The 15,815-nt window shown below is 55.9% G+C and carries 25 protein-coding genes; 1 reads left to right on the forward strand and 24 read right to left on the reverse strand.

Annotated elements, in window-relative coordinates; translation table 11 throughout:
- The first annotated feature begins 3 nt into the window (after nucleotides 1-3).
- Nucleotides 4-2,838, forward strand: coding sequence for an excinuclease ABC subunit UvrA (gene uvrA / locus P7C00_RS28935; protein WP_346635589.1), 2,835 nt, complete (start codon nucleotides 4-6; stop codon nucleotides 2,836-2,838).
- A gap of 117 nt (nucleotides 2,839-2,955) precedes the next feature.
- Here the strand turns inward: uvrA and bfr are convergent, their stop codons facing one another.
- The 24 genes from bfr to rplV form a co-directional block, all read right to left on the reverse strand.
- Nucleotides 2,956-3,420, reverse strand: coding sequence for a bacterioferritin (gene bfr / locus P7C00_RS28940; RefSeq protein WP_025129396.1), 465 nt, complete (start codon nucleotides 3,418-3,420; stop codon nucleotides 2,956-2,958).
- Nucleotides 3,421-3,575: 155 nt separating this feature from the next.
- Nucleotides 3,576-5,024: a catalase gene (locus tag P7C00_RS28945; RefSeq protein WP_346635588.1), complete on the reverse strand. Its 1,449-nt coding sequence runs from the start codon at nucleotides 5,022-5,024 to the stop codon at nucleotides 3,576-3,578.
- A 176-nt stretch (nucleotides 5,025-5,200) separates the two neighbouring features.
- Nucleotides 5,201-5,587 (reverse strand): 50S ribosomal protein L17, encoded by a 387-nt coding sequence (gene rplQ / locus P7C00_RS28950; RefSeq protein ID WP_007924175.1) that lies wholly within the window; start codon nucleotides 5,585-5,587, stop codon nucleotides 5,201-5,203.
- A 42-nt stretch (nucleotides 5,588-5,629) separates the two neighbouring features.
- Nucleotides 5,630-6,631 carry a DNA-directed RNA polymerase subunit alpha gene (locus P7C00_RS28955; RefSeq protein WP_007970428.1) on the reverse strand — a complete coding sequence of 334 codons (1,002 nt, stop codon included), beginning with the start codon at nucleotides 6,629-6,631 and terminating at the stop codon, nucleotides 5,630-5,632.
- A gap of 22 nt (nucleotides 6,632-6,653) precedes the next feature.
- Nucleotides 6,654-7,274: a 30S ribosomal protein S4 gene (gene rpsD, locus P7C00_RS28960; RefSeq protein WP_011063772.1), complete on the reverse strand. Its 621-nt coding sequence runs from the start codon at nucleotides 7,272-7,274 to the stop codon at nucleotides 6,654-6,656.
- A gap of 18 nt (nucleotides 7,275-7,292) precedes the next feature.
- Nucleotides 7,293-7,682 (reverse strand): 30S ribosomal protein S11, encoded by a 390-nt coding sequence (gene rpsK, locus P7C00_RS28965; protein WP_007924177.1) that lies wholly within the window; start codon nucleotides 7,680-7,682, stop codon nucleotides 7,293-7,295.
- A 30-nt stretch (nucleotides 7,683-7,712) separates the two neighbouring features.
- Entirely contained in the window at nucleotides 7,713-8,069 is a 357-nt protein-coding gene (rpsM, locus tag P7C00_RS28970) for a 30S ribosomal protein S13 (RefSeq protein WP_003186020.1), read from the reverse strand.
- A 130-nt stretch (nucleotides 8,070-8,199) separates the two neighbouring features.
- Nucleotides 8,200-8,316: a 50S ribosomal protein L36 gene (rpmJ, locus tag P7C00_RS28975; protein ID WP_002555468.1), complete on the reverse strand. Its 117-nt coding sequence runs from the start codon at nucleotides 8,314-8,316 to the stop codon at nucleotides 8,200-8,202.
- 24 nt (nucleotides 8,317-8,340) lie between these two features.
- The gene (secY, locus tag P7C00_RS28980; RefSeq protein WP_007924182.1) at nucleotides 8,341-9,669 is read right to left on the reverse strand and encodes a preprotein translocase subunit SecY; all 1,329 of its coding nucleotides are present in this window, start codon (nucleotides 9,667-9,669) and stop codon (nucleotides 8,341-8,343) included.
- Nucleotides 9,670-10,104 (reverse strand): 50S ribosomal protein L15, encoded by a 435-nt coding sequence (gene rplO, locus P7C00_RS28985; RefSeq protein ID WP_043192539.1) that lies wholly within the window; start codon nucleotides 10,102-10,104, stop codon nucleotides 9,670-9,672. It abuts the gene before it with no gap.
- A 3-nt stretch (nucleotides 10,105-10,107) separates the two neighbouring features.
- Nucleotides 10,108-10,284 carry a 50S ribosomal protein L30 gene (rpmD, locus tag P7C00_RS28990; RefSeq protein ID WP_003176408.1) on the reverse strand — a complete coding sequence of 59 codons (177 nt, stop codon included), beginning with the start codon at nucleotides 10,282-10,284 and terminating at the stop codon, nucleotides 10,108-10,110.
- A gap of 2 nt (nucleotides 10,285-10,286) precedes the next feature.
- Entirely contained in the window at nucleotides 10,287-10,787 is a 501-nt protein-coding gene (gene rpsE, locus P7C00_RS28995; protein WP_007924184.1) for a 30S ribosomal protein S5, read from the reverse strand.
- Between the two features lie 3 nt (nucleotides 10,788-10,790).
- Complete coding sequence (gene rplR / locus P7C00_RS29000) at nucleotides 10,791-11,141, reverse strand: 50S ribosomal protein L18 (protein ID WP_003186037.1); 351 nt, start codon at nucleotides 11,139-11,141, stop codon at nucleotides 10,791-10,793.
- 10 nt (nucleotides 11,142-11,151) lie between these two features.
- Nucleotides 11,152-11,685, reverse strand: coding sequence for a 50S ribosomal protein L6 (rplF, locus tag P7C00_RS29005; RefSeq protein ID WP_025129400.1), 534 nt, complete (start codon nucleotides 11,683-11,685; stop codon nucleotides 11,152-11,154).
- 12 nt (nucleotides 11,686-11,697) lie between these two features.
- Nucleotides 11,698-12,090, reverse strand: a complete 393-nt coding sequence (rpsH, locus tag P7C00_RS29010) for a 30S ribosomal protein S8 (protein WP_011063773.1) — start codon at nucleotides 12,088-12,090, stop codon at nucleotides 11,698-11,700.
- Nucleotides 12,091-12,297: 207 nt separating this feature from the next.
- Nucleotides 12,298-12,603 (reverse strand): 30S ribosomal protein S14, encoded by a 306-nt coding sequence (rpsN, locus tag P7C00_RS29015; RefSeq protein WP_003228726.1) that lies wholly within the window; start codon nucleotides 12,601-12,603, stop codon nucleotides 12,298-12,300.
- A 13-nt stretch (nucleotides 12,604-12,616) separates the two neighbouring features.
- Nucleotides 12,617-13,156, reverse strand: a complete 540-nt coding sequence (gene rplE, locus P7C00_RS29020) for a 50S ribosomal protein L5 (RefSeq protein WP_003210069.1) — start codon at nucleotides 13,154-13,156, stop codon at nucleotides 12,617-12,619.
- Between the two features lie 20 nt (nucleotides 13,157-13,176).
- On the reverse strand, nucleotides 13,177-13,491 hold the full coding sequence (rplX, locus tag P7C00_RS29025; protein ID WP_007896770.1) for a 50S ribosomal protein L24: 315 nt from the start codon (nucleotides 13,489-13,491) through the stop codon (nucleotides 13,177-13,179).
- An 11-nt stretch (nucleotides 13,492-13,502) separates the two neighbouring features.
- Nucleotides 13,503-13,871, reverse strand: a complete 369-nt coding sequence (gene rplN, locus P7C00_RS29030; RefSeq protein ID WP_002555479.1) for a 50S ribosomal protein L14 — start codon at nucleotides 13,869-13,871, stop codon at nucleotides 13,503-13,505.
- A 23-nt stretch (nucleotides 13,872-13,894) separates the two neighbouring features.
- Nucleotides 13,895-14,161 (reverse strand): 30S ribosomal protein S17, encoded by a 267-nt coding sequence (gene rpsQ / locus P7C00_RS29035; protein ID WP_003194644.1) that lies wholly within the window; start codon nucleotides 14,159-14,161, stop codon nucleotides 13,895-13,897.
- 2 nt (nucleotides 14,162-14,163) lie between these two features.
- Entirely contained in the window at nucleotides 14,164-14,355 is a 192-nt protein-coding gene (rpmC, locus tag P7C00_RS29040) for a 50S ribosomal protein L29 (RefSeq protein WP_002555481.1), read from the reverse strand.
- Nucleotides 14,355-14,768, reverse strand: a complete 414-nt coding sequence (gene rplP, locus P7C00_RS29045; RefSeq protein ID WP_003228729.1) for a 50S ribosomal protein L16 — start codon at nucleotides 14,766-14,768, stop codon at nucleotides 14,355-14,357. Before rplP ends, rpmC begins: the two co-directional genes overlap by 1 nt.
- A 12-nt stretch (nucleotides 14,769-14,780) precedes the next feature.
- Nucleotides 14,781-15,467, reverse strand: coding sequence for a 30S ribosomal protein S3 (gene rpsC / locus P7C00_RS29050; RefSeq protein ID WP_007924192.1), 687 nt, complete (start codon nucleotides 15,465-15,467; stop codon nucleotides 14,781-14,783).
- Nucleotides 15,468-15,480: 13 nt separating this feature from the next.
- The gene (gene rplV, locus P7C00_RS29055; RefSeq protein WP_003103908.1) at nucleotides 15,481-15,813 is read right to left on the reverse strand and encodes a 50S ribosomal protein L22; all 333 of its coding nucleotides are present in this window, start codon (nucleotides 15,811-15,813) and stop codon (nucleotides 15,481-15,483) included.
- Nucleotides 15,814-15,815 lie beyond the last annotated feature (2 nt).

The following is a 15,815-nucleotide window of genomic DNA, read 5'->3' on the forward strand; positions in this document are numbered from 1 at the left end:
CTTTTGGACAAGATTCTGATTCGTGGGGCCCGCACCCACAACCTGAAGAACATCGACCTGACCCTGCCACGGGACAAGTTGATCGTCATCACCGGGCTGTCTGGGTCCGGCAAGTCGTCCCTGGCTTTCGACACGCTTTATGCCGAAGGCCAGCGCCGCTATGTCGAATCGTTGTCGGCTTACGCCCGACAGTTTCTGTCGATGATGGAAAAGCCCGATGTCGACACCATCGAAGGGCTGTCGCCGGCGATATCCATCGAACAGAAATCCACCTCTCACAACCCGCGCTCCACCGTCGGCACCATCACCGAAATCTACGATTACCTGCGCCTGCTCTACGCCCGCGTCGGCACCCCGCGCTGTCCGGATCACGACATTCCGCTGGAAGCCCAGACCGTCAGCCAGATGGTCGACCTGGTGCTGGCTCAGCCCGAAGGCAGCAAGCTGATGCTGCTGGCTCCGGTCATTCGTGAGCGCAAGGGCGAACACCTATCGGTCTTTGAAGAACTGCGGGCCCAGGGCTTCGTGCGGGCTCGGGTCAACGGCAAGCTGTTCGAACTGGACGAACTGCCGAAGCTGGATAAACAGAAGAAGCATTCCATCGATGTGGTGGTCGACCGCTTCAAGGTACGTGGCGATCTGCAACAGCGTCTGGCGGAGTCCTTTGAAACCGCGCTGAAACTGGCGGACGGGATTGCCCTGGTGGCGCCGATGGACGACGAGCCGGGGGAAGAGATGATCTTCTCCGCGCGCTTCGCCTGCCCGATTTGCGGTCATGCCATCAGCGAGCTGGAACCCAAGCTGTTCTCCTTCAACAACCCGGCGGGTGCCTGCCCTACCTGCGACGGTCTGGGGGTCAAGCAGTTCTTCGACATCAAGCGCCTGGTCAATGGCGAGCTGACCCTGGCCGAGGGGGCGATTCGCGGCTGGGACCGGCGCAACGTCTACTACTTCCAGATGCTCGGCTCACTGGCGGCACACTACGGATTCAGCCTGGAGGTCCCGTTCAATCAACTGCCCGCAGATCAGCAGAAAGTCATTCTGCATGGCAGCGGCAACCAGAACGTCGACTTCAAGTACCTCAACGACCGGGGCGACATCGTCAAGCGCTCCCACCCCTTCGAAGGCATAGTGCCAAACTTGGAGCGGCGCTACCGGGAGACCGAATCGGCCACTGTCCGTGAAGAACTGGCCAAGTTCCTCAGCACCCAGCCCTGCCCGGATTGTCGTGGTACGCGCCTGCGTCGCGAGGCTCGCCACGTCTGGGTCGGCGAAAAGACCCTGCCGGCGGTCACCAGCCTGCCCATCGGCGATGCCACGAACTACTTCGGTACGCTGAAACTCACCGGACGCCGCGGTGAAATTGCCGACAAGATCCTCAAGGAGATCCGCGAACGCCTGCAGTTCCTGGTGAACGTCGGGCTCGACTACCTCACCCTGGATCGCAGCGCCGATACCCTGTCCGGCGGCGAGGCCCAGCGTATTCGCCTGGCCAGCCAGATCGGTGCTGGTCTGGTGGGGGTCATGTACATCCTCGACGAGCCGTCCATTGGCCTGCACCAACGGGACAACGATCGGCTGCTGGGGACCCTGAAACACCTGCGGGATATCGGCAACACCGTAATCGTGGTTGAACACGACGAAGACGCCATCCGCCTGGCCGACTATGTAGTGGATATCGGCCCGGGCGCCGGTGTGCATGGTGGCCGTATCGTCGCCGAAGGCACGGCTGCGGAAGTCATGGCACATCCGGACTCGTTGACCGGCAAGTACTTGTCGGGGCGGGTGAAGATCGTGGTGCCGGCCAAACGTACGCCGCGCAACAAGAAACTGTCCCTGACACTCAAGGGCGCTCGCGGCAACAACCTGCGCAATGTCGACCTGGAAATTCCCATCGGCCTGCTGACCTGCGTGACCGGGGTTTCCGGCTCGGGCAAGTCGACGCTGATCAACAACACCCTGTTCCCCTTGAGTGCCACGGCGTTGAACGGCGCCACGACCCTGGAGGCGGCGCCTCACGACAGCATCAATGGTCTGCAGCACCTGGATAAAGTCGTGGATATCGATCAGAGCCCGATCGGTCGTACTCCGCGCTCCAACCCTGCCACTTACACCGGGCTGTTCACACCGATCCGTGAGCTGTTCGCCGGGGTTCCAGAGTCCCGCTCCCGGGGCTACGGGCCTGGACGCTTCTCTTTCAACGTCAAGGGTGGACGCTGTGAAGCCTGCCAGGGCGATGGCTTGATCAAGGTCGAGATGCACTTCCTGCCGGACATCTACGTGCCCTGCGATGTGTGCAAGAGCAAGCGCTACAACCGCGAAACTCTGGAGATCAAGTACAAGGGCAAGAGCATCCACGAGGTGCTGGAAATGACCATTGAGGAGGCGCGCGAGTTCTTCGCTCCCGTACCGGCCCTGGCGCGTAAGCTGCAGACCCTGATGGATGTCGGCCTGTCCTACATCAAGCTCGGCCAGTCGGCCACTACGCTGTCTGGCGGCGAGGCACAACGGGTCAAGCTGTCACGCGAGCTGTCCAAGCGCGACACTGGCAAGACCCTGTATATCCTCGATGAGCCGACTACTGGGCTGCATTTCGCGGATATCCAGCAATTGCTGGATGTTCTGCATCGCCTGCGCGATCACGGCAATACCGTGGTAGTGATCGAGCACAACCTGGATGTGATCAAAACTGCCGACTGGCTGGTGGACCTGGGGCCGGAAGGCGGCTCCAAAGGCGGCCAGATCATCGCCGTCGGCACCCCGGAACAGGTAGCAGAAATGCCGCAGTCCCACACCGGGCACTACCTCAAGCCGCTACTAACCCGCGATCGCGCCTGAGGCCCATGAAAAAGCCCCTGTCACCTCGCGGTGACAGGGGCTTTTTTACATCTCGGGCTTGACGCATCTACCGTAGGAGCGAGCTTGCTCGCGAACCGGCATCCACGCCTTGCGCAGTCAGAACTGCGACTGCAGGTAGTTCTCCAACCCGATGGATTTGATCAGGCCCAACTGCTTCTCCAGCCAGTAGGTGTGATCTTCCTCGGTGTCTGCCAACTGGATACGCAGAATATCGCGGCTGACGTAGTCCTTGTGCAGTTCGCACAGCTCGATGCCTTTGCACAGCGCAGCGCGGACCTTGTATTCAAGCCGCAAGTCGCTGGCCAGCATATCCGGAACCGTGGTCCCGGTGTCGAGATCGTCAGGACGCATGCGCGGCGTGCCTTCCAGCATCAGAATGCGGCGCATCAGGGCATCGGCGTGTTGCGCCTCTTCTTCCATCTCGTGGTTGATACGCTCGTAGAGCTTGGTAAAGCCCCAGTCTTCGTACATCCGCGAGTGGATGAAATATTGGTCGCGTGCTGCCAGTTCGCCCGTCAGCAACGTGTTGAGGTAATCGATTACGTCCGGGTGACCTTGCATCGCCCTACATCTCCCTACTTGAAAGTCGATAGTGTGAACCAAGCTGACTTGCAGGTCACTTAGAAATAACTGAAAAAGTGAAGATTATCTGAGAAAAATAGTATAAATAACGCAAAAACCGCCCAAATGAGGGCGGTTCTGCTTCTTATTTAGACTTACTTGAGCGATACGCCCAAAGCCTTGGCAATGCCTTCGCCATAAGCCGGATCGGCTTTGAAGAAGTGCTGCAACTGACGATCGACCACATCCTCTGACACTCCAGCCATGGCACCGGCGATGTTGTTGATCAGCAACGCCTTCTGCTCATTGCTCATCAGGCGGAACAGGGCACCGGCGTGGCTGTAATAGTCCGTGTCCTCGCGGTGATCGTAGCGATCTGCCGCTCCCTTGAGCGCCAATGGTGGTTCCGCGTAGCGTGGTGCCTGCTTTGGCGCGTCGCTGTAGCTATTGGGCTCGTAGTTCGGTGCAGCACCGCCGTTAGGACCAAAAGCCATGGAGCCGTCGCGCTGATAGCTGTTCACCGGGCTCAAAGGCGCATTCACTGGCAGTTGCTGGTGATTGGTACCGACGCGATAGCGGTGAGCATCAGCGTAAGCAAACACCCGGCCCTGCAGCATACGGTCTGGAGAAAGCCCGACCCCTGGCACCATGTTGCTGGGTCCGAAAGCGGCCTGTTCGACCTCGGCGAAGTAATTCAGCGGATTACGGTTCAATTCCAACTCGCCAACTTCAATCAGCGGGAACTCTTTCTGCGACCAGGTCTTGGTCACATCAAATGGATTCTCGTAGTGCGCTGCGGCTTGAGCCTCGCTCATGATCTGGATGCACACACTCCATTTCGGGAAATCCCCTCGCTCAATCGCAGTGAACAGATCGCGCTGAGCGTAATCCGGGTCGGTGCCCGCCAGACGAGCAGCCTCTGCTGGCGCCAGGTTCTTGATCCCCTGCTTGGTCTTGTAGTGCCACTTGACCCAGTGACGCTCGCCTTTGGCGTTGATCAGGCTGTAGGTGTGGCTGCCGAAGCCGTGCATGTGACGGTAGCCATCAGGAATGCCTCGGTCAGAGAACAGAATAGTGACCTGGTGCAGCGCCTCAGGCGAGTGCGACCAGAAATCCCACATCATCTGTGCACTCTTCAGATTGCTTTGCGGCAGACGCTTCTGAGTGTGGATAAAGTCAGGGAACTTCAGTGGATCGCGGATGAAGAAAACCGGGGTGTTATTACCCACGATGTCCCAGTTGCCTTCTTCGGTGTAGAACTTGAGGGCAAAACCACGCGGATCGCGCTCGGTGTCTGCCGAACCACGCTCGCCACCTACCGTAGAGAAACGCAGGAAGGTTGGTGTTTGCTTGCCTACCGACTCAAACAGCTTGGCACTGGTGTATTGCGTAATGTCGCGAGAGACGGTGAAGGTGCCATAGGCGCCCGATCCCTTGGCGTGCACGCGGCGCTCAGGAATATTCTCGCGGTTGAAATGAGCGAGCTTTTCGATCAGGTGAAAGTCATCGAGAAGCAACGGGCCACGAGGGCCGGCAGAACGAGAGTTCTGGTTATCAGCGACAGGAGCGCCACTTGCGGTAGTAAGAGTTTTAGTTTGGCTCATGCTCAATCTTCCTCTGTCAGTCTGTGAAACTGCCGGCTAATCGGCTGACAAAGAGTATTGACCACCAGTGTTACAACATCCAATGCATTACACATTAGCTAACGATAGAAATATCTAATACATGCAGACACAAAAAACCGGGCACTAGGCCCGGTTCTTTGTTTCAGACTGACGTCTTACTCAGCGGATACAGCTTCACCGCCGACAGCACGATCAACCAGTTCAACGTACGCCATAGGAGCGTTGTCGCCAGCGCGGAAACCGCACTTGAGGATGCGCAGGTAGCCACCCTCACGGGTAGCGTAACGCTTGCCCAGGTCGTTGAAGAGCTTACCAACGATAGCTTTCGAACGAGTACGGTCGAAAGCCAGACGGCGGTTAGCCAGGCTGTCTGTCTTGGCCAAAGTGATCAGCGGCTCGGCAACGCGGCGCAGTTCTTTAGCTTTCGGCAGTGTAGTTTTGATCAGCTCGTGCTCGAACAGCGACACCGCCATGTTCTGGAACATGGCCTTGCGGTGCGAGCTGGTGCGGCTCAGGTGACGCCCACTTTTACGATGACGCATGGTTCATTCCTTACCAAACACAACGTTCGGTGATTACGACGATCAGGCAGTCGCCTTGTCGTCCTTCTTAAGACTTGCAGGCGGCCAGTTGTCGAGGCGCATGCCGAGGGACAGACCGCGGGAGGCCAGAACGTCCTTGATTTCAGTCAAGGATTTCTTGCCCAGGTTCGGAGTCTTCAACAGTTCTACTTCGGTACGCTGAATCAGGTCGCCGATGTAGTAAATGTTTTCCGCCTTAAGGCAGTTAGCCGAACGTACAGTCAGTTCCAGATCGTCAACCGGGCGAAGCAGGATCGGATCGATCTCGTCTTCCTGCTCGACTACCACTGGCTCACTGTCACCTTTGAGGTCGACGAACGCAGCCAACTGCTGTTGCAGAATGGTTGCAGCACGACGGATAGCCTCTTCAGGATCCAGAGTACCGTTGGTTTCCAGATCAATAACCAGCTTGTCCAGGTTAGTACGCTGCTCGACACGGGCGTTTTCCACCACGTATGCGATACGGCGAACCGGGCTGAACGAAGAGTCAAGCTGCAAGCGACCAATGCTGCGGCTTTCGTCTTCATCGCTCTGACGCGAGTCGGCCGGTTCATAACCACGACCACGAGCTACTACGAGCTTCATGTTCAGGGCGCCGTTAGACGCCAGGTTAGCGATTACGTGATCGGGGTTAACGATCTCGACATCATGATCCAGCTGAATATCGGCAGCGGTAACCACCCCCGAACCCTTCTTCGACAAGGTCAGCGTAACTTCGTCACGGCCGTGCAGCTTGATAGCCAGACCTTTAAGGTTCAACAGGATTTCAATTACGTCTTCCTGTACACCTTCGATGGCGCTGTACTCGTGGAGCACACCGTCAATCTCGGCCTCGACTACTGCACAGCCGGGCATTGAGGACAACAGGATGCGGCGCAGCGCGTTGCCCAGGGTGTGGCCAAAACCACGCTCGAGAGGCTCGAGGGTGATCTTGGCGCGGGTTGGACTGACAACCTGCACATCAATGTGGCGGGGTGTCAGGAACTCATTTACCGAAATCTGCATGGATGCACCTATTTTCTAGCCCTTACTTGGAGTAGAGCTCGACAATCAGGCTTTCGTTGATGTCGGCGGACAGATCACTGCGAGCTGGAACGTTCTTGAAAACGCCCGACTTCTTCTCAGTGTCTACTTCTACCCATTCTACGCGGCCACGTTGAGCACACAGATCGAGAGCTTGGACAATGCGAAGTTGATTTTTTGCTTTCTCGCGAACAGCAACCACGTCACCAGCACGAACCTGGTAGGACGGAACGTTAACGGTCTGACCGTTTACGCTGATCGACTTGTGCGATACCAGCTGACGGGATTCGGCACGAGTAGAACCGAAGCCCATGCGGTATACAACGTTGTCCAGACGGCATTCGAGCAGTTGCAACAGGTTTTCGCCGGTTGCGCCCTTCTTGCCAGCTGCTTGTTTGTAGTAGCCGCTGAATTGACGCTCGAGTACGCCGTAGATACGACGAACTTTTTGCTTTTCACGCAGCTGAGTACCGTAGTCGGATTGACGACCACGACGCTGGCCGTGGATGCCAGGAGCTGCTTCGATGTTGCACTTGGATTCGATAGCGCGCACGCCGCTCTTCAGGAAGAGATCGGTGCCTTCGCGACGAGCCAGTTTGCATTTTGGACCAATGTAACGAGCCATTCTTTACAATCTCCTGGATTACACGCGGCGCTTCTTCGGCGGACGGCACCCGTTGTGCGGGATTGGCGTCACGTCGGTGATGCTGGCGATCTTGTAGCCACAGCCGTTCAAAGCGCGGACTGCGGATTCACGACCTGGACCTGGGCCCTTGACGTTAACGTCTAGGTTCTTCAGGCCATATTCCAGCGCAGCTTGACCAGCACGCTCAGCAGCTACTTGAGCAGCGAACGGGGTGGACTTGCGAGAACCGCGGAAACCCGAACCACCGGAGGTTGCCCAGGAAAGAGCGTTACCTTGACGGTCGGTAATGGTCACGATGGTGTTGTTGAAAGACGCGTGGATGTGGGCGATGCCATCAACCACTGTCTTTTTAATCTTTTTACGAGGACGAGCAGCAGGTTTTGCCATGACTAAATTCCTGTCGATTCGCTGGTGCGATTACTTGCGGATCGGCTTACGCGGACCTTTGCGAGTACGCGCGTTGGTCTTGGTACGCTGACCGCGCACTGGAAGACCACGACGATGGCGCAGACCGCGGTAGCAGCCCAGATCCATCAAGCGTTTGATTTTCATGTTGATTTCGCGACGCAGGTCACCTTCAGTGGTGAACTTCGCCACTTCGCCACGCAGCTGTTCAATTTGCTCGTCGCTCAGATCCTTGATCTTCGCAGCTGGGTTGACCCCAGTCACTGCACAGATTTTCTGCGCAGTAGTGCGACCAACACCATAGATGTAGGTCAGCGAGATAACAGTATGCTTGTTATCTGGAATGTTAACGCCTGCAATACGGGCCATTCAGTGGGACTCCAATTGACAGCTACCTACGCCCCGGAAGCCAAGAAATAGGGCGCGAGATAATATCGCTGTAATAACAAATAATCAACCCGGCAGCGCACTAGCTGCCGGGCTTGAAGCACAATCACACTCAGCCTTGGCGCTGTTTGTGACGCGGTTCCGCGCTGCAAATTACTCGAACAACACCTTCGCGGCGAATAATCTTGCAGTTACGGCACAGCTTTTTCACCGATGCACGAACTTTCATCACCAACTCCTCGAACCTTATGGATTAACGCAGCATGCCGCTGCCGTAACCCTTCAGGTTGGCTTTCTTCATCAGGGATTCGTACTGGTGGGAAACGAGGTGCGATTGTACTTGCGACATAAAGTCCATAACAACCACGACCACGATCAGCAACGAGGTCCCGCCAAGGTAGAACGGAACGTTTGCAGCAACCACCAGGAACTGGGGCAACAGACACACGGCCGTCATATATAGAGCACCGAACATGGTCAAGCGGGTCAGAACGCCATCAATGTAGCGCGCCGACTGCTCACCTGGACGGATGCCCGGAATAAAGGCACCGGACTTCTTCAGGTTTTCCGCTACGTCTTTCGGATTGAACATCAACGCCGTATAGAAGAAGCAGAAGAAAATAATCCCTGCACTAAACAGCAGAATATTCAACGGCTGACCAGGAGCGATCGACTGCGAGATGTCCTGCAACCAGCCCATACCTTCAGACTGACCGAACCAGGCACCCAACGAAGCCGGAAACAGCAAAATGCTGCTCGCGAAGATAGCAGGAATTACACCGGCCATATTCACTTTCAGCGGCAAGTGGCTGGTCTGCGCAGCAAACACCTTACGGCCCTGCTGACGCTTGGCGTAGTGAACAGCAATACGACGCTGACCACGCTCAATGAACACCACAAAACCGATAATCGCTACTGCCAGCAAACCGATCGCAACCAAGGCGAAAATATTGATATCACCCTGACGCGCAGACTCGAAAGACTGCCCGATCGCTCTCGGAAGACCGGCGACGATACCTGCGAAAATCAACATCGAGATACCGTTGCCAACACCACGCTCAGTAATCTGCTCACCCAGCCACATCATGAACATCGCACCAGCCACAAACGTGGATACTGCGACGAAATGGAAGCCAAAGTCACCAGTGAACGCAACGCCCTGCCCCGCCAGACCAACGGACATACCGATGGCCTGAACCAGAGCTAGGACGACAGTGCCGTAGCGGGTGTACTGGCTGATCTTGCGACGGCCAGCTTCACCTTCCTTCTTCAACTGCTCCAGCTGCGGACTGACGGCTGTCATCAACTGCATGATGATCGAAGCCGAGATGTACGGCATGATCCCCAGTGCAAAGATGCTCATCCGCTCCAGCGCGCCGCCGGAAAACATGTTGAACAAGCTAAGAATGGTCCCCTCATTCTGTCGAAACAGGTCTGCGAGTCGGTCCGGGTTGATACCTGGAACCGGGATGTGTGCGCCTATTCGGTAGACGATAATCGCCAGGAACAGAAAACGCAGACGAGCCCAGAGTTCAGACATACCGCCTTTGCCGAGCGCAGAGAGAGCACCTTGCTTAGCCATTTATTCCTCGAACTTGCCGCCAGCTGCTTCGATAGCCGCACGCGCACCTTTGGTGGCTGCGATGCCCTTGATAGTCACAGCGCGAGTAACTTCGCCGGACAGCATGATTTTCACACGCTGAACGTTTTGGTTAATCACGTTGGCATCTTTCAGGGACTGCACGGAGACGATGTCGCCTTCCACTTTGGCCAGTTCGGACAGACGCACTTCTGCGCGATCCATAGCCTTCAGGGAAACGAAACCGAACTTCGGCAGGCGACGATGCAGCGGCTGTTGACCGCCTTCAAAGCCTGGAGCAATGGTGCCACCGGAGCGGGAAGTCTGACCTTTGTGACCACGGCCACCAGTCTTACCCAAACCACTACCGATACCACGGCCCGGACGATGCTTTTCGCGACGGGAACCCGGCGCTGGACTCAGATCATTGAGTTTCATCGATTAACCCTCGACACGCAGCATGTAGTAAGCCTTGTTGATCATCCCGCGGTTCTCGGGAGTATCTTGGACTTCTACAGTGTGACCGATGCGACGCAGACCCAGACCCTTAACGCACAGTTTGTGGTTAGGGATACGGCCGGTCATGCTTTTGATCAGCGTTACTTTAACGGTAGCCATGATCAGATGATCTCCTGGACGCTTTTGCCACGCTTGGCGGCAATGGATTCAGGGGACTGCATAGCTTTCAAACCTTTGAAAGTGGCGTGAACCACGTTTACCGGGTTAGTCGAGCCGTAGCACTTGGCCAGAACGTTCTGAACGCCAGCAACTTCGAGAACGGCACGCATAGCGCCGCCAGCGATGATACCGGTACCTTCAGAAGCAGGCTGCATGTACACCTTGGAAGCGCCGTGAGCGGACTTCATAGCGTACTGCAGAGTGGTACCGTTCAGATCAACTTGGATCATGTTGCGGCGAGCAGCTTCCATTGCCTTCTGGATCGCAGCAGGCACTTCACGCGACTTGCCACGGCCGAAGCCAACACGGCCTTTACCATCACCAACCACGGTCAACGCGGTGAAGGTGAAGATACGGCCGCCTTTTACGGTTTTGGCTACGCGGTTAACTTGAACCAGCTTCTCAATGTAGCCTTCGTCGCGCTTTTGGTCGTTATTTGACATAACTTAGAACTCCAGCCCAGCTTCACGAGCAGCATCAGCCAGCGCCTTGACGCGGCCGTGGTACTTGAAGCCAGAGCGGTCGAAAGCCACCTGCGAGACGCCAGCGGCTTTTGCACGCGTAGCGACCAGCTGGCCAACCTTAGTGGCCGCGTCGATGTTGCCAGTGGCGCCATCACGCAGTTCTTTATCCAAAGTCGAAGCACTTGCCAGGACTTTGTTGCCGTCGGCCGAAATGACCTGGGCGTAGATGTGCTGCGAAGAGCGGAACACGCAGAGACGCACGACTTCGAGTTCGTGCATTTTCAGGCGTGCTTTGCGAGCGCGACGCAGTCGAGTAACTTTTTTGTCGGTCATTTGCTATGCCCTACTTCTTCTTGGCTTCTTTACGACGGACGACTTCGTCCGCGTAGCGCACACCTTTACCTTTGTAAGGCTCTGGTGGACGGAAGTCGCGGATCTCAGCGGCCACTTGACCTACCAGCTGCTTATCGATGCCCTTGATCAGGATATCGGTCTGGCTAGGAGTCTCAGCGGTGATGCCTTCCGGCAGTTCGTAATCCACTGGATGCGAGAAGCCGAGGGCCAGGTTCAGCACTGTGCCTTTTGCTTGTGCCTTGTAACCAACACCGACCAGCTGGAGCTTGCGCTCGAAGCCTTGGCTTACGCCTTGGACCATGTTGTTTACCAGAGCACGAGTGGTACCGGCCATTGCGCGAGTTTGTTGGTCGCCATTGCGAGCAGCAAAACGCAGCTCACCAGCTTCCTCAACAATTTCAACGGACGAGTGTACGTTCAGTTCGAGAGTGCCCTTGGCACCCTTCACCGAAAGCTGTTGGCCGGCGAATTTAACTTCGACACCAGCTGGCAGCTTAACGGGGTTCTTAGCGACGCGAGACATGCTTATCCCCCCTTAGAACACAGTGCAAAGAACTTCGCCGCCGACACCGGCAGCGCGCGCAGCACGATCAGTCATCACACCTTTGTTGGTGGAGACGATAGACACGCCAAGACCGCCACGTACTTTCGGCAGTTCTTCAACGGACTTGTACTGACGCAGGCCTGGACGGCTAACGCGCTTCACTTCTTCGATGACCGGACGGCCTTCGAAGTACTTCAGCTCGATGGACAGCAGAGGTTTGATTTCGCTGCTGATCTGATAACCCGCGATGTAACCTTCGTCCTTCAGGACTTTTGCTACAGCCACCTTCAGCGTGGAAGACGGCATGCTTACGACGGACTTTTCAGCCATCTGGGCATTACGGATTCGAGTTAGCATGTCCGCTAACGGGTCCTGCATACTCATGGGCTAGATGCTCCTGATACAAAAAGAATTAGCCTTGCGGCTACAACTGTCGCCGAGAAATTCCGGGCAAAAAACACGGGCTCAGGCGAGCCGGTCATTCTAGACACACCCCAGAAATGAATCAAGCCCCAAAAGGGGCTTGATTCACGTTCAAGGCCACCGGTGATCGGGATCTTGTGAGCCCGAACACCGCGACTTTGATAGCTATTACCAGCTGGCCTTAACCAGACCTGGTACGTCACCACGCATTGCAGCTTCACGCAGCTTGTTACGGCCAAGGCCGAACTTGCGGTAAACGCCGTGCGGACGACCAGTCAGGCGGCAGCGGTTACGCATGCGCGAGGCGCTTGCGTCACGTGGCTGCTTCTGCAGAGCTACGGTAGCTTCCCAACGAGCTTCTGGACTTGCGTTCAGATCCACGATGATAGCTTTCAGCGCTGCACGCTTGGTGGCGTACTTGGCAACGGTGAGCTGACGCTTCAGCTCACGGTTCTTCATGCTCTTCTTGGCCATTTTCCTACTCCAATCAGTTGCGGAACGGGAATTTGAAAGCACGCAGCAGAGCGCGGCCTTCATCATCGTTCTTGGCAGTGGTGGTCAGGGTAATGTCCAGACCGCGGAGAGCATCGATCTTGTCGTAATCGATTTCCGGGAAAATGATCTGCTCTTTCACGCCCATGCTGTAGTTACCACGACCATCGAAGGACTTGGCATTCAGGCCGCGGAAGTCGCGAACCCGAGGCAGGGAGATCGACAGCAGACGATCCAGGAACTCGTACATACGCTCACGGCGCAGGGTCACTTTGACGCCGATCGGCCATCCTTCGCGGACTTTGAAGCCAGCAATGGATTTACGAGCGTAGGTCACAACGACTTTCTGGCCGGTGATCTTTTCCAGGTCAGCAACAGCATGCTCGATGACTTTCTTGTCGCCGATAGCTTCGCCCAGACCCATGTTCAGGGTGATTTTGGTAACGCGCGGAACTTCCATCACGTTCGAAAGCTTAAGTTCTTCCTTAAGTTTCGGAGCGATTTCCTTCCGGTAAATCTCTTTTAGTCGTGCCATGGTCTTCTACCTAGCAGTGTTCAAGCATCAACCGCTTTTTGGGTCGACTTGAAGACACGAATTTTTTTGCCGTCTTCTACTTTGAAACCAACGCGGTCAGCCTTGTTGGTTTCGCCGTTGAAAATGGCGACGTTGGAAGCGTGCAGTGGCGCTTCTTTCTCGACGATACCGCCCTGTACGCCCGACATCGGGTTAGGCTTGGTATGACGCTTAACCAGATTCAGGCCACCGACAACCAGACGGTCATCAGCCAGAACCTTAAGCACCTTACCGCGCTTACCTTTGTCTTTGCCGGCGATCACGATGATCTCGTCGTCACGACGAATCTTTTGCATGTCGGATCTCCTTACAGCACTTCTGGGGCGAGCGAGACGATCTTCATGAACTTCTCAGTACGAAGTTCACGGGTCACTGGCCCAAAGATACGGGTGCCGATCGGCTCTTGCTTGTTGTTCAACAGAACAGCAGCGTTGCCATCAAAGCGGATGATGGAGCCGTCTGCACGACGAACACCATGGCGAGTGCGGACTACAACAGCAGTCATCACTTGACCTTTTTTCACCTTACCGCGAGGAATTGCTTCCTTGACGGTAACTTTGATGATGTCACCGATACCAGCGTAACGACGATGGGAGCCACCCAGCACCTTGATGCACATAACGCGGCGAGCGCCGCTGTTATCGGCCACATCGAGCATGGATTGAGTCTGAATCATATAATTTCTCCGACCCCTAGCCCTTAGACTTCCACAGCGCGTTCGAGAACATCAACCAGAGCCCAAGACTTGGTCTTGGCCATCGGACGAGTTTCACGAATAGTGACTTTGTCGCCGATGTGGCACTGATTGGTTTCGTCGTGCGCGTGCAGCTTAGTCGAACGCTTAACGTATTTACCGTAGATAGGGTGCTTAACGCGACGCTCGATCAGAACGGTGATGGTCTTGTCCATCTTGTCGCTGACAACACGGCCAGTCAGCGTACGGACAGTTTTTTCGGCTTCAGCCATGATTACTTACCTGCCTGCTGGTTGAGCACAGTCTTCACGCGAGCGATGTCACGCTTAACTTGCGAGAGCAGATGAGACTGCCCCAACTGGCCAGTTGCTTTCTGCATACGCAGATTGAACTGGTCGCGCAGCAGGCCGAGCAGTTGCTCGTTCAGCTGCTGTGCGGATTTTTCACGAAGTTCATTCGCTTTCATCACATCACCGTCCGTTTAACAAAGGAGGTGGCGAGCGGCAGCTTTGCAGCAGCCAGGGCGAAAGCCTCACGCGCCAGCTCTTCAGAAACACCCTCGATTTCATACAGGACTTTGCCTGGCTGAATCTGGGCAACCCAGTATTCGACGTTACCCTTACCTTTACCCATCCGAACTTCGAGTGGCTTCTTGGAAATAGGCTTGTCCGGGAATACACGGATCCAGATCTTGCCACCACGTTTTACGTGACGGGTCAGAGCACGACGCGCTGACTCGATCTGACGAGCGGTGAGACGACCACGAGCAACAGACTTCAGCGCGAACTCGCCGAAGCTGACTTTGCTACCGCGCAATGCCAGACCACGGTTGTGGCCGGTCATTTGCTTGCGGAACTTCGTACGCTTTGGTTGCAACATTTGGCGTACCCCTTACTTAGCAGCTTTTTTACGAGGCGCAGGTGCTTGCGGCTTCAGCTCTTCTTGGCGACCACCAATTACTTCGCCTTTGAAGATCCAAACCTTCACACCGATCACACCGTAAGTGGTGTGAGCTTCGTAGGTGGCATAGTCGATATCGGCACGCAGGGTGTGCAGTGGCACACGACCTTCGCGATACCATTCAGTACGTGCGATTTCAGCACCGCCGAGACGACCGCTCACTTGGATTTTGATGCCTTTGGCACCAATGCGCATGGCGTTCTGTACAGCGCGCTTCATAGCACGACGGAACATTACGCGACGCTCCAGCTGCTGAGCTACGCTCTGCGCAACCAGCATACCGTCGAGCTCCGGCTTGCGGATCTCTTCGATATTGATGTGCACAGGCACACCCATTTGCTTGGTCAGGTCCTGACGCAGCTTCTCAACATCTTCACCTTTCTTGCCGATCACGATGCCGGGACGAGCGGTGTGGATGGTGATGCGTGCAGTTTGAGCCGGACGATGGATATCGATACGGCTTACGGACGCGCTTTTTAGTTTGTCTTGGAGATACTCACGCACATTCAGATCTGCGAGCAAATAGTCCGCATAAGTCCGACCGTCTGCGTACCAGACGGAGGTGTGCTCCTTGACGATTCCCAGGCGAATGCCAATGGGATGTACTTTCTGACCCATCTCTTCGACTCCGTTACTTGTCAGCAACCTTGACAGTGATATGGCAAGACCGCTTGACGATGCGATCAGCACGGCCTTTGGCACGTGGCATGATGCGCTTCAGCGAACGCCCTTCGTTGACGAAAACGGTGGAGACCTTCAGGTCATCAACGTCTGCGCCTTCGTTATGCTCGGCGTTGGCTACGGCCGACTCCAGCACTTTCTTCATGATCTCGGCGGCTTTCTTACTGCTGAAAGCCAACAGGTTGAGCGCTTCGCCCACCTTCTTCCCGCGGATCTGGTCGGCGACCAAGCGGGCTTTCTGGGCGGAGATTCGAGCGCCCGACAACTTAGCGGCTACTTCCATCG

It is taken from the genome of Pseudomonas sp. JDS08PS003 (assembly GCF_045013505.1).
Taxonomy (GTDB): domain Bacteria; phylum Pseudomonadota; class Gammaproteobacteria; order Pseudomonadales; family Pseudomonadaceae; genus Aquipseudomonas; species Aquipseudomonas protegens_B.

Excerpts from the sequence above, each read along its gene's own strand:
- bfr (WP_025129396.1), bottom strand. The coding sequence starts at position 3,420 with ATGCAAGGTCACCCGGACGTAATCGATTACCTCAACACGTTGCTGACG.
- P7C00_RS28945 (WP_346635588.1), bottom strand. The coding sequence starts at position 5,024 with ATGAGCCAAACTAAAACTCTTACTACCGCAAGTGGCGCTCCTGTCGCT.
- rplQ (WP_007924175.1), bottom strand. The coding sequence starts at position 5,587 with ATGCGTCATCGTAAAAGTGGGCGTCACCTGAGCCGCACCAGCTCGCAC.
- P7C00_RS28955 (WP_007970428.1), bottom strand. The coding sequence starts at position 6,631 with ATGCAGATTTCGGTAAATGAGTTCCTGACACCCCGCCACATTGATGTG.
- rpsD (WP_011063772.1), bottom strand. The coding sequence starts at position 7,274 with ATGGCTCGTTACATTGGTCCAAAATGCAAACTGGCTCGTCGCGAAGGC.
- rpsK (WP_007924177.1), bottom strand. The coding sequence starts at position 7,682 with ATGGCAAAACCTGCTGCTCGTCCTCGTAAAAAGATTAAAAAGACAGTG.
- rpsM (WP_003186020.1), bottom strand. The coding sequence starts at position 8,069 with ATGGCCCGTATTGCAGGCGTTAACATTCCAGATAACAAGCATACTGTT.
- rpmJ (WP_002555468.1), bottom strand. The coding sequence starts at position 8,316 with ATGAAAGTTCGTGCATCGGTGAAAAAGCTGTGCCGTAACTGCAAGATT.
- secY (WP_007924182.1), bottom strand. The coding sequence starts at position 9,669 with ATGGCTAAGCAAGGTGCTCTCTCTGCGCTCGGCAAAGGCGGTATGTCT.
- rplO (WP_043192539.1), bottom strand. The coding sequence starts at position 10,104 with ATGAAACTCAATGATCTGAGTCCAGCGCCGGGTTCCCGTCGCGAAAAG.
- rpmD (WP_003176408.1), bottom strand. The coding sequence starts at position 10,284 with ATGGCTACCGTTAAAGTAACGCTGATCAAAAGCATGACCGGCCGTATC.
- rpsE (WP_007924184.1), bottom strand. The coding sequence starts at position 10,787 with ATGTCAAATAACGACCAAAAGCGCGACGAAGGCTACATTGAGAAGCTG.
- rplR (WP_003186037.1), bottom strand. The coding sequence starts at position 11,141 with ATGACCGACAAAAAAGTTACTCGACTGCGTCGCGCTCGCAAAGCACGC.
- rplF (WP_025129400.1), bottom strand. The coding sequence starts at position 11,685 with ATGTCTCGCGTCGCTAAGAACCCCGTTAAGCTGCCAGCTGGTGTCGAA.
- rpsH (WP_011063773.1), bottom strand. The coding sequence starts at position 12,090 with ATGAGTATGCAGGACCCGTTAGCGGACATGCTAACTCGAATCCGTAAT.
- rpsN (WP_003228726.1), bottom strand. The coding sequence starts at position 12,603 with ATGGCCAAGAAGAGCATGAAGAACCGTGAGCTGAAGCGTCAGCTCACC.
- rplE (WP_003210069.1), bottom strand. The coding sequence starts at position 13,156 with ATGGCACGACTAAAAGAGATTTACCGGAAGGAAATCGCTCCGAAACTT.
- rplX (WP_007896770.1), bottom strand. The coding sequence starts at position 13,491 with ATGCAAAAGATTCGTCGTGACGACGAGATCATCGTGATCGCCGGCAAA.
- rplN (WP_002555479.1), bottom strand. The coding sequence starts at position 13,871 with ATGATTCAGACTCAATCCATGCTCGATGTGGCCGATAACAGCGGCGCT.
- rpsQ (WP_003194644.1), bottom strand. The coding sequence starts at position 14,161 with ATGGCTGAAGCCGAAAAAACTGTCCGTACGCTGACTGGCCGTGTTGTC.
- rpmC (WP_002555481.1), bottom strand. The coding sequence starts at position 14,355 with ATGAAAGCGAATGAACTTCGTGAAAAATCCGCACAGCAGCTGAACGAG.
- rplP (WP_003228729.1), bottom strand. The coding sequence starts at position 14,768 with ATGTTGCAACCAAAGCGTACGAAGTTCCGCAAGCAAATGACCGGCCAC.
- rpsC (WP_007924192.1), bottom strand. The coding sequence starts at position 15,467 with ATGGGTCAGAAAGTACATCCCATTGGCATTCGCCTGGGAATCGTCAAG.
- rplV (WP_003103908.1), bottom strand. The coding sequence starts at position 15,813 with ATGGAAGTAGCCGCTAAGTTGTCGGGCGCTCGAATCTCCGCCCAGAAA.